Source organism: Microbulbifer sp. TYP-18 (genome assembly GCF_040932045.1).
Lineage (GTDB): Bacteria > Pseudomonadota > Gammaproteobacteria > Pseudomonadales > Cellvibrionaceae > Microbulbifer.
The window spans coordinates 306461-321558 of the sequence record NZ_JBFRBC010000001.1; the positions used below are offsets into that span (position 1 = coordinate 306461).

Here is a 15098-nt window from a genome sequence, read left to right on the forward strand (position 1 = left end):
TCCTGAAAATTTATAATACCCAAAGCACGAGGTGTGTTCTTGAGATGGCGATTGTTATGAGCATTGCTACTCTATCCACAGAGTTCCTGAGCCAGTAATTCGAAGCACTTATTTTAACTGTGAATAGACTCATAACTTCCTATTCGGCATAACATTGATATAGTGTTCGTTATCACCACTATTATCCTGATTATTCTTTCGGAAGCAATTCTGCGCCAACCCTGAAAACCTGATTAAAAATTGCCCATTTACATAAGATGGGTACAACTACCTATGGTAGGGAATTGGTCGTCAAGATTACTTTCATGGAATCATATTAGAACCGCTAACTCATTGTATTTACTGTATTTTCTGATGCGGTCCTATATCCCGTTCAAATAATGATCACTGTGATCCGTATATAGTTGGTACGCCACGCTTCCCACAAAACGGCACCATTGCCCAGATACGAGTATCGGCAGGGCGCCCTCCATCTCCCCCTTGAGGCCTCTATTGGGTACAGACACGGGCAGTGTCGCCTGCAGCGATTAGCGGTACCGATGGGGAGAGGCAGGTCGCTGACAGATCTTCTTAACTGCGCCTACCTTCCCACAGTGTGGGCAAGAGAGGGTAGACGCTTGGGTACGGCTGGGACCTTACAATCCTCAGGGGCATACTGCCCTTGGGGTCAAGGTCGCTTTCGTTTGGTCGGTTTGGGTTGGGCTGGTGTATGGGAAGAGGGGTACATGGCCTGGTAGTCCGCCAGCTCCCAGGCTTGTTCCTGCAGCTCAAATAAGCGCTTGAGCCATAGGGGGCGACCAACTTCGCACGGCGCAATGTCCAACTCCACGATATCGTCGTGGATGGCTACGGGCGTAATGGTATAAAAGCTTTCCAGTTGTAGTGGCTCAGACAATCGACAGGGGAATACGGCCATCTTTATAGGCTCCTTAAATCGCCTGTGACGGAAAGGCGCTGACAACGCGATTAGCTTTACGTCGGTTCTCTCGCCGCAGGCGCGGTCCTTAGGGAAAATGAGAGATAAATCCGGGGAGAGGCCGCGTAGCCGGGGCGGTGCGCGGCTGAAGTAAAGCACCACACCAATGGTCGCGCTACGCCACAGGACACCCCGGCGCCAGGGGCGGGGGTGGCCAGTAGAGCCCGGCTTCAGGGGGAACCTTATTGAAGACGAGCGAATGTGTGGCGTATCATCCAAGACAGCCTCGCTAGATATGTGTGTATCTTTCGGGGTTAGCCATCTCTCGGTGTGACAGCACCGGGAGGTGGCGCCTATGCCTGATTTACGCGGTCATGATGTGGTCCTTCTCTATTTGATTTTAATTTGTTATTCGATTGGCTGTGGTTATGGATTTCCCGCGAGCGCCACTGTTGTGGGGCGATCGTGGGCTGAGTAAGCATCTTTGCGCTATTTAATGAGCTTTTTATCTATTTTTAATCTGTTTTGCCATTTTTTATAGCCGGCACAGGTTTGTCGGCTGGACGCCAGGGCAGCTGACCTAAGGTATTCGTTTTTTGCAACTAATTCAATCGAGCTGAAGAATCAGGTGACAGTGAGTGTGTTTTTCCAACGCTGGCGAAGCGTTCTGCCGTCCATCAAGGCATCAATAATCTGTTCCCCGGTAACCCAAAGTCTGCTCGCCAGGGTGGCTGGTTAAAATTCAACCAGTACCGCTGGTATAGCTAATCATTCAACACTTCTATTTCAGGTGGTAACGCTACCGCAGGAATTGGTGTCCGAGTTTAGTAGACCACTACAAAAGTTAATAGCGTGATTACTCTTAGCTCCACATTTGACTGATATTGCACCAGCGTAATAATTAGTTCATAAGCCAAATGACGAGAGGCTGTGAATTCGACCACATTTTTATATGGAGCTGGAGTTTTGTACTAATTCTTTTTATCTTTCATCAGGGCCCAATAGACTATTCCCAAACAAGAACCTATTATCGGGCCAAAAGAGACCCCCATTGCAACGCTGCCGAATGCAGCACCGAAAGCTGATCCAAGACTGGCACCCATTCCTGCGCCTATTGCTATACAGTAGGTAAGTAATTTTTCTCTCTTCTTTTCAATCTCTTCATTTTGCATTCTCTATTCCCCTAATTGAGTGATTGCAACCCCGGTGTCAATTCACATACTCTCACATACCCCTTAAATCTTAATCATCGCGATCACTACTATCCTGATTATTATTTTCTCAGCGATTCTTCGTTGCCGAATTATTTTCCAATTGAAGGACAGATCATTCCGACTACTTGGTACTACAGAGCCAGTCAAGATAGTAGTCACAACGACTATCTTCGCAAAATCTCAAAGGTTTTGTAAGCTTTAACCCGGATCTTGCACGAGCCCGGATACAAGAACAGCGGAAAGCCTTATCGTTATTGGTGCTAAAAACAGTCCGATAAGAAATTACGCCGTGACAGAATGCTACCAGCCTGAACTCCGATTTTCATCCCTTTCCCGTCGCAAAATCACTGCAGGTTTCACTGGTGGTGACCTGGTCTCCGATGCTGGCATTTTGCTTTGTGCGAGTGCGATCAGCGCCTCATCTGTCCCGCTTTGGGCACCAACAGGATCGCTCCGTGGCAGTAGGTTTGCACGAGGTGCTATTCGACCAGTTCGTGGCCCGCCACGAGAAGGCACCCAAGCGGTTGATCCTTGTGTTCGATGCCATGGCCGTCCAGTGCATGGGGAGCGTGAACAGCGGTAGTGTTCAGAATTCTGTGTCATTTCTTTATCATTAGCAAAAAAAGAGATGACCCATGACCAAACCTACTTTCGATATGGATGCCGCTGTCAAGGCGCTGCGTGAGGGCAAAGACCTCAGCGGCAAAGACGGCATCCTCACCCCACTGATCAAACAACTCACCGAAACTGCCATGAAGGCGGAGCTGGAGGAGCACCTCGCTAGCGAGGACAAGCCCAACCGTAAGAATGGCACCACTTCCAAAACCGTGAAAGGTCCCGCTGGCAGCTTCGAGCTGCAGGCGCCGCGGGATCGCGCCGGCACCTTTGAGCCACAGATCGTTAAGAAGCACCAAACCCAGCTTACCGACGAACTCGAGCGCAAGGTCATCGCGCTATTTGCCCTCGGCAACAGCTACCAGGACATTCGTACTCACGTTGCCGAGATCTACGGCATGGAGCTCTCCAACGGCACCATCAACGCCGTTACAGACAAGCTGCTGCCTGAACTGCAGGCCTGGCGTGAGCGCGACCTGGAGGCTGTCTACCCTATTGTCTGGCTCGACGCTATCCACTACAAAATCAAGGAAAACGGCCGTTATACCAGCAAGGCCATTTACACGATCCTTGGCCTGAACATCGAAGGTAAGAAAGAGTTACTGGGGCTCTATCTCTCCGACCAGGAAGGTGCTCACCACTGGCTGAGCGTTCTGACCGACCTCTACAACCGCGGGGTCAAAGACATCATGATTGCCTGTGTGGATGGCCTACAGGGCTTCCCTGAGGCCATTGAGAGCATCTACCCAAAGACCGAGATCCAGCACTGCATCATCCACCAGATCCACTTCCTCAGCTGTCACTACAACAGCTATTGTTTTCTGTCGTTGTACTTCTTCTGTGGCCGGCGTGTCTAACCCATTAATACATCTATTTCAGGTGTTATTCGGATTCCAGCTTATAAGTAAGGATATAAGAATGTTTGCCTTGGTTTTGGTTAATTTGAAGTGAGCCTGTAATCGAAGCCAGATCACCGCTGCCGGAGCCAGGTATGATTTTAATTGTTAATTCCTGCGAACCTTTAGACATCAAACCATAGTGACTGAGAGTGAAACTTCCGGATTTGTCCCCTATGCTACCGACAAATTCTTCAATTGCTGAATAGACAGCCACGCCACTCTCAGCTCTTTTGCTTAGCATCTGACCAGTGCCGGTACCAACCATATTTCCGGTATAACTTTTGTTAATAATCATTCGGCCGGCTGGAGCGACTGTGTCATTTGCTGGCTCCAATTTTATCTCGAAACTGCCTTCTGCTTTCATTTCTTTTCCTTCCTGGACTGAATTTTCTTCCGCAAAAATAGAAAAAGAAAATAATAATAAAATACAGTATGCACTGATTTTTGCTCGCATGGCCTTGCCTTTCCTAATAAATTAAATTTCATTAATCTGAGCGCATTGCTCAAGGGAAATGTCTGCAACGCATCCCCAGATTTGTCTTGTTGTGGATGGAGTTGTATATACGCATATATGGTGACCGAAACAAAATCCAGCTACCTCACTGAAAAAAAATTTCTGTGCTCCCATTTGTAAAAATACTAAATATTTATAAATACCATTACTCCTTCGAAAAAGCCAACATGAAAAACCCAACTATCTCATGTCTGTGAACTGATCATTCAGAATTTAATATAAACATGAAAATTAGTATGCAGCACCGTATAACCTGCAGAAAATACAGCACAGTTTCAATATAGATCGGCCACCGTCACCACTTATTATTTTAATTGCACTTTCGGAAGCAATTCTACTGCAGTCTTCCAACGCTTTTACTAAAGTCGTGCCGCTGCACAAAATTTGTGCAATTTTGTAAGGTGGAAAAACAGTCATCAAGGTGGCTGTAGTGCGCTCAGCCTCTCTATCCAATCCTACTTAAGCTGCTTCGTGCTCCTTTGGCAACGAGACTATTCTATTTATACCAAACCTCGCTATACCTGCGAATTCCCCCTCTATCCATTCTCCAGACACCGGCTTGGCCATTACAGACAGAGACCCACTACCAATCAATTCTACTTTATAAATCTCTGGTTCCATACTTGTGACACGTAACGCTTCAAGCAAGGGTAATAGTTGACTATACTGAGAAGCGAAGCCGAGTCAACTATTACGAATCCGCCTTTAATGCCTTGTCATATGCGCTATATTCAATCAACTATTGTTTGCCTTGAGGTTTTCAATAACTTGCGCATCCACCCAGTAACTTTTACTTACCCAGTTACGGCTGCCATCTTTTTCCGTTACCCATTCACCACGCTTAAAAAACAAATATTTTCCATCTGGCGAGACAAGAGGGCTTGATTCATGAATTGGTGTATTTATTTCGTTTCCCATATTTATAGCCTGCCCCCATGAACCATCGCTCTCTCTAAAGCTAATATAAATATCTGCTTGGCTACTACCGTGGTTTTCATCTCGTTCTACATCCCACATTAAGTAAGTCTCATCTGGCGCAATATATGGGTGAGCGATATAATCACCTTGGTTAATCTCAGGTCCCAATTTAATGGGTTCTTCATATTTTCCATTTACCAAGCGAGAATAACCAATGTTGCCATGGCCATTATCTTCCTGTTTAAAAAAAGGAAAATAAAAGGTACCCTTAGCTGAAACTGACAAACCGTGAGCTTGTTCTTTCAAGAACTCTCCCATCTCTTTAGGCTGAGACCAACCAGTTTCCGTCCGTTCGCTATACTGTTTTCCAAGGTACATGGTATTACCATCAGCAGAAAATAAAGGCCATTTCAAATCTGTCTCATACACTTCGCTCCACTGATTATTTTCATAATGAATAACAAAAAATGTACGTTCTTTATATTTGCCATTTTTCCTGGTAAAATAAAATGATTTCATATCAGGTGAAAATGCGCCGCCTTCAAACAAACCATCTGGTGAAAGTATTTTGGGTGCAAATAGCTTGGGTGTGATGCCTGGTGGTTGTTCACCAAAATAGCGATTTTCTAAATCTGGAAGTTTATCAAAACCGTAACCAGTAACACTAAATATTACAGTAAAGAGAAATATAAAAATTGAAGAGTAAGTGCGGTTCATAGTTTATCCTTAATTTAAAATCAATTATTGATTTAGTTTCCATAATGCAGATGACGATTGATTTACCTGTGCATATATCGCTAGCATAAGGCACGCTGCCTTTTGGCGTCGCTCTTGTCGCGATTGTTATATGGTTTACTCATTGGGCCTAAGTGTTTCAATAATCTTCGCATCCACCCACATCCTGTCATAGGGTGGGTTGCAGTTCGGGCAAAAGGAAAGGTATTTTCCATCGGGCGTTACGTACGCTCCGCCATCCCAACCGTCTGTGTTTATCTTATCTCCAAAATTAATAGCCTCCCCCCAGGAGCCATCTTTTTTTCGAAAACTGATATGCATATCAGTTCTCCCATATCCGTCTTCTCTCTCGCTATCCCAAATGATATAGGACTCATCTGGAGCGATGAAAGGGTGAGCATTCCATTTGCCAGTATTTATTTCCTTAGCGAAGGGTTTCGGCGCTTCACGTTTTCCATCTACTAAACGTGAATAGCGAATAATGCCGTTTCCATTAGTACCTACTTCGTCAAAAACCAAGGTTCCTTTTAACGAAGCGGTAAGGCGCATGATTCTTATGTCTTCGAAAGCAGCTCCAATGCTTTTCATCTCAGACCAGCCAGTTTCGGTTCGCTCTATGTACTTATCTTTCGAGTACATAATATCGCTTGCCGAAGAATAAAAGTCGTATTTCTTCCAGACTCGACCTTCCTTGCGAAAGCTGATAACGTCAGGCCGAAAAGGTCCAGCAAGGGAGGAGATAAAGTAAAATTCATCCATGCCTGAACCGTGTAGTCCACCTAGCTCCCATCCCTCTGCAGACATGGCGTCTAATGCAAGAGGCATTGCTACCATGTCCGGAGGCGTTAGCCCAAAATAAAGGTCCTTAGAGGCTGAAACTGTATCTTGACCATAACTCCTGCTATTTATGAGTAGCACATGAAGTAGCAGAAGAGTTGAAATACAAATATGCTTCATAACTTATCCTTATTTAAATATTATTGAGAAATAAGTCAGTTTAATTGAACTGGTGTTAAAACTCCTGACGTTCTTATGACTTTTATATGATTTTGTTCTAGTAGGCTGTTGAAATTAGAAGAAGTTCGACGCCTGCTACCGGAATATGGATCTTCCTGCAAACTCGGCGACGCATAAGTCGTTGATTTTGGGAGAAAAGTGAAAATCATATTTTTCGCTTTTCGTGTTTTGAAACAGGCAGGATGTCTTTTTCAACAACCTTCTAGTAGCGATACTTAACTTATTAAGTATATATAACGCCTTGATTTGAGGCAGTTTGTAGTTGTGGGCATTGTGCAATTATGGCGTAGCCATGCACAAAAGGGCACAGCTACAAATTGTCCTAGCCAAGTAGTGGCGACCAACACCAACTTGTTAAGGACCAATCTTGGAACTAATTTTCCAGGTACGACCCAATCGCAGTTTCAAGCTCTCGGATTAACTCTGGGTCCATGTACTTGTATTCGTCAGGGATGTCTAAAACATAAATTGGCTTGTGATCTAGTATTCGAGTGAACTCCGCTTTAAGCCTGTTTTTATGCTTTTGTTCCATAACGAATATCATGTCAGCCCAACGGATTTCCGCTGGGCTGACACTCTTCTTAGCCCTAGGGCTAGTACCGGCAGACTTAGCATTGAAATCAGGGTGTTTTCGCCATATAGCTTCTGCCGTAGGACTACGCCACTGGTTTCGACTGCATATGAACAGGAGGTTCTTCATACTTTACTTATCCTGCAGTTGCGCAATATCCAGTGTTTGACGCACAGCCCTCCTAGGGTACTCAGCACCGAGCTGCCTAGCTCGACGTAGCTTTGCTGAGCGCGTATACATCATTTTCCAGTTTTTCTCCGAAATCCACGGCTTCTCAGTTTTCGCACTGTTCTTTCGGGATTTAGTTTTAGTCCTGGATCTTCTCCAAGCTCGGCCTCTTAGTTCATCCATTGTTTTATTCTCTATCAATTATCGGATTCAGCAGCCGCTAGGCTGTCCAGCCCCCAAAGAGCGATGTTGCCTAAACTTATTATGAGCACCTACGAAGTGCATCTTTTACGCGACCGAATCTTATCGGACCAAACGTTCTAAACACTTGATCCACCAACAGCGGCAACACGACAAAGATCACGAAAACCGATAGCCAGCTAAAGTAGAAGAACAAATAAAAGGGCGCTTCAGTTCCTATTGCTGATCCGAACATTCCTTCGATGAAATTTGCCCGCCATGGTCGCTGATAAATTGAGACACACTCCCCACACACATAATTGTTGCTATGAACCGGCACTCTCAGGCCCTTTTTTGAGCAGTTTGGGCATTTCCTTTTAAGCATGCTCGATTAGCCCGTAACACCGTGCTTTTGGGTTGCAAAGAACGCAGCGGATTGCCACCCCAAACAGCACCTTGTTATGCATTGCTATTGGCATGAAAGTTCGTCGCCAGCCGAAAGAACTCTGAAATTTTCAATGCTTAATTCCGGGATATTATGGGGCCAGCTTTCAAATACACCAGCTCCAGCCATCATAGGGCAACTGCTTGTGTAATGTCTTTTACCACTGTAATCGATCATGTATATGTCATATTTCACAGCTTGATCTAGCGTATTTGTGGCCGACAGCATCATCCCTGACGACATTTTTGATAATTCAAATGTAACGTTTCCTGAGGAATTATCCGGTGAAACACTTACGACATTACCGTTTTGGATATCGACCAGTACAGACACACTTTTATCAGGGAAAATCTCCACTGAGCCTATACCCAATGTCTCTGGCTTTATGCTTCCGGCATTGCACCCTAAGAGCGATCCTGTGAATATCAGTATTGTGAAATATTTCAACTGGATTTCATGTCCTTGTTTAATGCTGGAAACTAACGCCTCAATAACCGGCAGCTGGAACGGAGCGAACCGCAGTGTAAGCTGTCCGGCACCGAAGGCGCGAAGTTAATTGACTTGTTATGTTTTTTCACTCGCTAGGTCCTGTGCAACTAACAGCCTAACTTGGTTCATTCTACTGAGACCCTGCTTGTACTCTTCTAGTTCTATGCGCTCAAACATTGGAGGTGCGCCTGGGTTGATTCGATCTAGTTCGACACTAACCAAATAGGAGCCATTTATTAATATCATATATATGTCTTCGCCTTGATCTGGAGTCCAATGCAAAACATAAGCATTGTTAGTGTTGTGCCCCTTAGACTCAAGCGCATCAAGGAGCCTCGAAGGAGAAGAGAAAAGCTCATTTGATTTCTGCAGTTCCTCCCGAAAATCTCTCTCCATTTTGCTTCCGATTAGTTTCATCCACTCACGCTCTCATGAAACATAACAATTTATTAGGCGGAATTCCGTCTATACGGTCCAGTTCTTCGGTATTGGTCGAATGAAAAATCGATAAAAATCATAAGGTTACACCTTGGTAGTGGCCGCTCCCTGCCGCGGGAAACAAGCCTCGGTGCTCATGAGACCTCCGGGGGGGCTTTTATAGCATCCGCTATCTCTGCAAATATCCTATAAAATCAGTCAGATAGCCAATATAAATCGAGCTTTTTGAGCCTCGGGCATGTCGGTACTCATGAGGCTCACTACTGGGATATGGCGTTAACCTACGTTTTAAATAGATGCATATACAGTATTCCATGAGGTGAATTCGTGTCCCGATCTCCATTTCTTGAGTCAGTCTGCTGTGAGCTTCGCTCGCGTCACTACAGTCTGCGAACCGAAAAAACCTACTTCTACTTGGGGGTACTAGGGACATCCCCGCCGCAAATAATACTTCGGCCCGAAACCCAGGACTTGGCAAGGCTTTCAGGGGTACCTTACTTTTTATTTTTTGCGGCTTCACCGGTCAGCGGACTGAGAATCTCCGCCATATAGATCCTATTTGGCTCAAACATGAAGCTGTAGGTGCCATTGAGGTCCTTCATCGCCTCATTCAGGAGCGCTTTGATCGGCCTCAGGGGTTGATCTGCTGGAACAAGCGATTCCGACTGCACTGTTGTGAAAAGAGATTTCTGAATAACATCCAAACCGGGCACTGAACCGAAATCCTTTATGGGTTCTAGTTTTCCGTATTGTATCTAAGCCAATGTCCCCGGGCGACAAAATCAACATCCTGCTAGTGCGTAATTGTTCCGACACTTGCTTAGGCTACATCTGGTTAGATGTCAGTCTGCAACGCCTTGTTATATTTTATCCTTCTTACGGAGCTCCAATAGCTCTTTAAGTTTGATTGAAATTTTATCGTTTCTTGCCTTGAATTCTTCAACTGAACGCTGATTTTTTTCCTTCCATTTTTCGATGTATTCTTTTGTGGTTTTCAACATTGACTCATTTATACTTTCTAATTTTTTGAATACAGGGCGCTGATAAATTCTCCTTAACTCCAACAGCTCTTCGAGAGTTAGCAATGAAACCACATCAGCAATTAACGATTCTTCAAACGTATCTGAATCAAACTTAAAAACATTTGACGCGACTGCATCTATGTACAGTTGCTCTTGCATGGCAAGAATTTCTGGATGAGCTTCATTTATTCCATATGATGGCTCATATGACTCTAAGAAAATTTTTCTTTGATTTTCAAAGGTTTCGTTTAGAGTCGAAATTTCCTTCTTGGCATTATCATTAATAAATATTTCCCGAGCTATATCCTCTTTCGAATGAGAAAAAACAATGCTCGGCAAGATCGTAAAAACAAACAAAATACTTGTGGCAATTTTTCGCATTACTTTTTTACCAAATTTCCCATGCGGCATCTTGGGGCTTGCCAAATTTAACGCGGTTAGAATAGGCGCAGCTTGCTGCGTCCTGTTGCTAACCTTGTTATGCCTTCTCGTACAATGTTCTCAACTTTTCGTAAGAACCATCAATAAATAATGAAAGTGCCTCTCTAGCTTGATTCATAGAAAAGTCATTAGTATGTAAGTTAACTGTACCTTTCTTTTTCCCAAACCCTAGGAATATTGGGGACACCCCAAGAAAATAACATTCAGATACAAAACCTTCCACATGGATTTCACCCCAGGAAGAAACCCAAATCATATTTTTATTTCTCTCAAGTATTAATGATAATGTAGGTGAACATTTTTGGATCTCGTTCGCTTTCTTGACCTCGCCCTCCCAATCAAAGTCATCAAATGCCTTTAGTGCTTCCTGTAAATCGGAAATTGGCTTAGTTTCAGATTCGTCATGATCATTGTGAGCATACTGAAAATTTAGTTCCATCTCGAACACCTATAAGCATAACACCTCAATAACCGGTGCAGCTTAGCTGCATCTGGTGCCGTAGGCGCGAAGTTAACTGACTTGTTATGTGTTTTTAACCGTGATGCCATTTTCATTTATTCGGCAACACCATTTTACTGCCTTGCTCCACTCACTAATTATACTTAATTCGTTTAACTCTGCTACGCCATCTGCAAACAAAAATTCTTTGATGCCACCGTCGTAATGATTGAACTCATATACAGAAACCTCTAAGCCTTCCTTGAGAAGAAAGGAGTTGCCCGCTGAATCCGTAACTTCATCGGATTGTGACAACAAGACGACTTCATCTTGTACTATCTCGTTAAACTCGACTAGAACTCTTGGTTTATCCATATCTCTATGGCACATAACGGCTTATTGGGCGGAATTCCGTCTATAGCACCCATTTCGTCGGTATTGATCGAATGAAAAACCGATGAAAATCATAAGGTTACACCTTGGTAGTGGCCGCTCCCTGCAGCGGAAAACAAGCCTCGGTACTCATGAGAACTCCGGGGGGCTTCTATAGCATCCGTTATCTCTGCAAATATCCTATAAAATCAGTCAGATAGCCAATATCAATCGGGCTTTTTGAGCCTGGGGCATGTCGGTACTTATGAGGCCGGCTACTGGGATATGGCGTTAATTTATCTTTTGAGTGGATGTATATACAGTATTCAGCGAGATGAACTCGTGTCCCGATCTCCATTTCTTGACTCAGTCCGCTGTGAGCTTCGCTCGCGCCACTAAAACCTACCTCTATTGAGGGTGCTAGCAGGTTGTTGAAAAAGGCATCCTGCCTGTTTCAAAACGCGAAAAACGAAAAATGTGATTTTCACTTTTTTCGCTAAATCAACGACTTAGGCATCGGCGATTTTGCCGGAACATCCATATTCCGGTAGCAGGCGTCGAAATTCTTCGAATTTCAATAGCCTGCCAGTGCCGCCTTTTCTTTTTTTATTTTTTCTTATAGGGCCGGGCTCAGTCCAGGTAGCTCTCCAGGGGCGGGCAGGAACAGATAAGGTTGCGGTCGCCGTAGACATTGTCGATACGGTTTGATGCGGGCCACACCTTGTGCTCTTTCAGCCAGGGCGCCGGGCGGGCGGCGACGTCGCGGGAGTAGCTGTGGGGCCACTGGTCTGCCATCACGTCCTCGAGGGTGTGAGGGGCATTGTGCAGCGGGTTGTCCTCGGCGCTGTAGCTGCCGCTGACCACGTCCTCCACTTCCTGGCGGATGGTGGTCATGGCCAGGATAAAGCGGTCCAGCTCCTCCTTGGACTCGCTCTCGGTGGGCTCGATCATCAGGGTGCCGGCAACGGGGAAAGACATGGTGGGGGCATGAAAGCCAAAATCCATCAGGCGCTTGGCAATGTCTTCCTCGGTGATGCCGCTGATGTCCTTGAGGGGCCGCAGGTCCACCAGGCACTCGTGGGCAACAAAGCCGTTGGCGCCGGTATAGAGCAGGGAATAGTGTTCGGACAGGCGCCTGGCCACATAGTTGGCATTGAGAATCGCTATCTCGGTGGCGCGCCTCATGCCGCTCCGTCCCATCATCCTGATGTACATCCAGCTGATGGGAAGAATACTGGCGGAGCCCCAGGGCGCCGCCGAAATGGTGCCATTGCCGGGGTCGGTGCCCGCTATGCCGATGACCGGGTGGCTGGCGAGGAAGGGTTTTAGGTGTTCGCCGACGGCGATGGGGCCCATGCCGGGGCCGCCGCCGCCATGGGGAATACAGAAGGTTTTGTGCAGGTTGAGATGGGAGACATCGCCGCCGAACCTGCCGGGTGCGGCCACACCGATCAGGGCGTTCATGTTGGCGCCGTCTATGTAAACCTGGCCACCAGCACTGTGGATCAGGTCGCAGATGTCGCGAATTCCTTCTTCGAACACGCCGTGGGTGGAGGGGTAGGTGACCATCAGTGCGGCGATCCGGTCCCGGTGTTCGTCCACCTTGGCCTTGAGGTCGGCCATGTCCACGTTGCCTTTGTCATCGCAGGCGACCACCACCACTTTCATGCTCACCATCATGGCGGAGGCGGGGTTGGTGCCGTGGGCCGAGGCGGGGATCAGGCAGATATCGCGCTGGGTTTCGCCCCTGGCTGCAAAGTATTTCTTGATCGCGATCAGGCCGGCGTACTCGCCCTGGGAGCCGGCGTTGGGTTGCAGGCTGACGGCGTCGTAGCCGGTGCAGGCGGCGAGCATCCGCTGCAGCTGGGAGAACATTTCGGCGTAGCCCTGGGCCTGGTCGGCGGGCGCGAAGGGGTGCAGCTTGCCGAACTCGGGCCAGGTCACCGGGATCATTTCCGCGGTGGCGTTGAGCTTCATGGTGCAGGAGCCCAGCGGAATCATGGAGTGGTTGAGCGCTATATCCCGGCTTTCCAGGGTTTTGAGGTAGCGCAGCATTTCGGTTTCTGAGTGGTAGCTGTTGAACACCGGGTGGGTGAGGAAGTCGCTGCTGCGCACCAGGGCGGCGGGCACGCCCAGGGGGCCCTTGGTGGCAATTTCACTGTCCAGCGCCTGCAGGTCGAGCCCGTGCGCGGTGCCGGTAAAGGCGTCGAGAAGGTCGGAGACATCCTGCAGCGAGGCGGTTTCGTGCAGGCTGACTCCCAGTGCGTCGTCGCCCACTTTGCGCAGGTTGATCCGGGCCTCGAGGGCGCGCTGGTAGATTTCCGCCTGCTTGTCGCCCACGGTGATGTTCAAGGTGTCGAACCAGGTATCCTGGGCCAGGTTGAAGCCTTCCCTGGTGAGGCCGGTGGCGAGGATGTCGGTCAGGCGCTGGATGCGCGCGGCGATGGTCTTGAGCCCCTCCGGCCCGTGGTAGATGGCGTAACAGGCGCTCATTACTGCCAGCAGTACCTGGGAGGTGCAAATGTTGGAGTTGGCCTTTTCGCGCCGGATGTGCTGCTCGCGGGTCTGCATGGCCATACGCAGAGCGCGCCGGCCCTTGCTGTCCACCGACACGCCGATGATCCGCCCCGGCGCCGAACGCTTGAAGGCTTCGCGGAAGGCGAAGAAGCCGGCGTGGGGACCGCCGTAGCCCATGGGAATACCGAAGCGCTGATTGCAGCCGACCACCACGTCTGCGCCCATTTCACCGGGAGGCTTGAGCGCAACCAGGCCCATAAGGTCTGTGGCCACGGTGACCAGGCCGTTGGCCTGGTGCACTTTGGCGATGATGTCGGTCAGGTCGCGCACCTCTCCGGTGGAGCCGGGATACTGCAGCAAGGCGCCGAACAGTTCGGCCGGCAGGTCTGTGTCCACCGAGCCCACGACGACTTCAAAGCCAAAGTGTTCGGCGCGGGTCTGGACTATTGCGATGGTCTGCGGATGGCAGTCGGCATCGACAAAGAACACATTGCTCTTGTTGCGCTTTACCTGGCGCTTGCACATGGCCATGGCTTCCGCGGCGGCGGTGCCTTCATCCAGCATGGAGGCGTTGGCGAGTTCCATGCCGGTGAGATCCATGACCATCTGCTGGAAGTTCAGCAGCCCCTCCAGGCGGCCCTGGGCTATCTCCGGCTGGTATGGGGTATAGGCGGTGTACCAGCCGGGATTTTCCAGCAGATTGCGCAGTATGACATTGGGTGTAATGGTGTCGTGGTAGCCCATGCCGATAAAGGTGCGGTAAATTTTGTTGCGCTGCGCCAGGGAATGAAGCTCCGCCAGGGCCTCCTCTTCGCTGACCGGGTCGGCGAGATCCAGGTGGTCGTCGCGGATCGCGGCTGGAACGGTTTTCTCAAGCAGTTGGTCGAGGCTGGCCACGCCGAGGGTCTCCAGCATCTCTCTGACCTGCTGCTCGTCGGGGCCGATATGACGGTGGATGAAGGCGTCGTGCTGTTCCAACTGCTGAAGAGTTCGCTGGGTCATAAACTTCGGTTCCTGTAGTCGCAGGGATAAGTCGCTGGAATAGAGCCAACCGCCGCTGTCGAACGCCGGTAAAACCGATTGTGAAGGTAGCGGCGTGGCTCGCCCGGCCAGCGCTTCCCGCTCGGGGATGATGCTGGCTGGCCCCGGTGATCGGCGGGCGGACTCAGTCCTTCGAGGCCGGGTGCG

The 15098-nt window shown here is 48.2% G+C and carries 11 protein-coding genes and 1 pseudogene; 1 reads left to right on the plus strand and 11 read right to left on the minus strand.

The genetic code is table 11. The annotated features are described in order from the left end of the window. Positions 1–667 precede the first annotated feature (667 nt). Together ABVT36_RS01175 and ABVT36_RS01180 are read right to left on the minus strand one after the other, a co-directional pair. Positions 668–916 (minus strand): hypothetical protein, encoded by a 249-nt coding sequence (locus ABVT36_RS01175; protein ID WP_368454870.1) that lies wholly within the window; start codon positions 914–916, stop codon positions 668–670. 971 nt (positions 917–1887) lie between these two features. Beyond that, on the minus strand, positions 1888–2088 hold the full coding sequence (locus tag ABVT36_RS01180; RefSeq protein WP_368454871.1) for a hypothetical protein: 201 nt from the start codon (positions 2086–2088) through the stop codon (positions 1888–1890). A 677-nt stretch (positions 2089–2765) separates the two neighbouring features. On the opposite strand from ABVT36_RS01180, the pseudogene ABVT36_RS01185 reads away from it, so the two are divergent. Beyond that, positions 2766–3530: pseudogene (locus ABVT36_RS01185) on the plus strand (IS256 family transposase); the annotation flags it as partial. Positions 3531–3627: 97 nt separating this feature from the next. Here ABVT36_RS01185 and ABVT36_RS01190 read toward each other — a convergent pair. The 9 genes from ABVT36_RS01190 to gcvP all read right to left on the minus strand — a co-directional run bounded on the left by ABVT36_RS01190 (position 3628) and on the right by gcvP (position 14912). Continuing rightward, complete coding sequence (locus tag ABVT36_RS01190) at positions 3628–4098, minus strand: DUF3224 domain-containing protein (protein ID WP_368454872.1); 471 nt, start codon at positions 4096–4098, stop codon at positions 3628–3630. A 795-nt stretch (positions 4099–4893) separates the two neighbouring features. Continuing rightward, positions 4894–5793: a hypothetical protein gene (locus tag ABVT36_RS01195; RefSeq protein WP_368454873.1), complete on the minus strand. Its 900-nt coding sequence runs from the start codon at positions 5791–5793 to the stop codon at positions 4894–4896. Between the two features lie 135 nt (positions 5794–5928). Then, positions 5929–6768: a hypothetical protein gene (locus tag ABVT36_RS01200; protein WP_368454874.1), complete on the minus strand. Its 840-nt coding sequence runs from the start codon at positions 6766–6768 to the stop codon at positions 5929–5931. Between the two features lie 1448 nt (positions 6769–8216). Further along, positions 8217–8639: a hypothetical protein gene (locus tag ABVT36_RS01205; RefSeq protein ID WP_368454875.1), complete on the minus strand. Its 423-nt coding sequence runs from the start codon at positions 8637–8639 to the stop codon at positions 8217–8219. 974 nt (positions 8640–9613) lie between these two features. Beyond that, positions 9614–9832 (minus strand): hypothetical protein, encoded by a 219-nt coding sequence (locus tag ABVT36_RS01210; protein WP_368454876.1) that lies wholly within the window; start codon positions 9830–9832, stop codon positions 9614–9616. 147 nt (positions 9833–9979) lie between these two features. Continuing rightward, positions 9980–10552 (minus strand): hypothetical protein, encoded by a 573-nt coding sequence (locus ABVT36_RS01215; protein WP_368454877.1) that lies wholly within the window; start codon positions 10550–10552, stop codon positions 9980–9982. Positions 10553–10619: 67 nt separating this feature from the next. Then, positions 10620–11021, minus strand: coding sequence for a hypothetical protein (locus tag ABVT36_RS01220; RefSeq protein ID WP_368454878.1), 402 nt, complete (start codon positions 11019–11021; stop codon positions 10620–10622). 84 nt (positions 11022–11105) lie between these two features. Further along, positions 11106–11396 (minus strand): hypothetical protein, encoded by a 291-nt coding sequence (locus tag ABVT36_RS01225; RefSeq protein WP_368454879.1) that lies wholly within the window; start codon positions 11394–11396, stop codon positions 11106–11108. 627 nt (positions 11397–12023) lie between these two features. Beyond that, on the minus strand, positions 12024–14912 hold the full coding sequence (gcvP, locus tag ABVT36_RS01230; protein WP_368454880.1) for an aminomethyl-transferring glycine dehydrogenase: 2889 nt from the start codon (positions 14910–14912) through the stop codon (positions 12024–12026). Positions 14913–15098 lie beyond the last annotated feature (186 nt).

Coding starts and splice junctions, on each gene's coding strand:
- ABVT36_RS01175 (WP_368454870.1), bottom strand. CDS start 916: ATGGCCGTATTCCCCTGTCGATTGTCTGAGCCACTACAACTGGAAAGC.
- ABVT36_RS01225 (WP_368454879.1), bottom strand. CDS start 11,396: ATGGATAAACCAAGAGTTCTAGTCGAGTTTAACGAGATAGTACAAGAT.
- ABVT36_RS01180 (WP_368454871.1), bottom strand. CDS start 2,088: ATGCAAAATGAAGAGATTGAAAAGAAGAGAGAAAAATTACTTACCTAC.
- ABVT36_RS01215 (WP_368454877.1), bottom strand. CDS start 10,552: ATGCCGCATGGGAAATTTGGTAAAAAAGTAATGCGAAAAATTGCCACA.
- ABVT36_RS01190 (WP_368454872.1), bottom strand. CDS start 4,098: ATGCGAGCAAAAATCAGTGCATACTGTATTTTATTATTATTTTCTTTT.
- ABVT36_RS01200 (WP_368454874.1), bottom strand. CDS start 6,768: ATGAAGCATATTTGTATTTCAACTCTTCTGCTACTTCATGTGCTACTC.
- ABVT36_RS01220 (WP_368454878.1), bottom strand. CDS start 11,021: ATGGAACTAAATTTTCAGTATGCTCACAATGATCATGACGAATCTGAA.
- ABVT36_RS01195 (WP_368454873.1), bottom strand. CDS start 5,793: ATGAACCGCACTTACTCTTCAATTTTTATATTTCTCTTTACTGTAATA.
- gcvP (WP_368454880.1), bottom strand. CDS start 14,912: ATGACCCAGCGAACTCTTCAGCAGTTGGAACAGCACGACGCCTTCATC.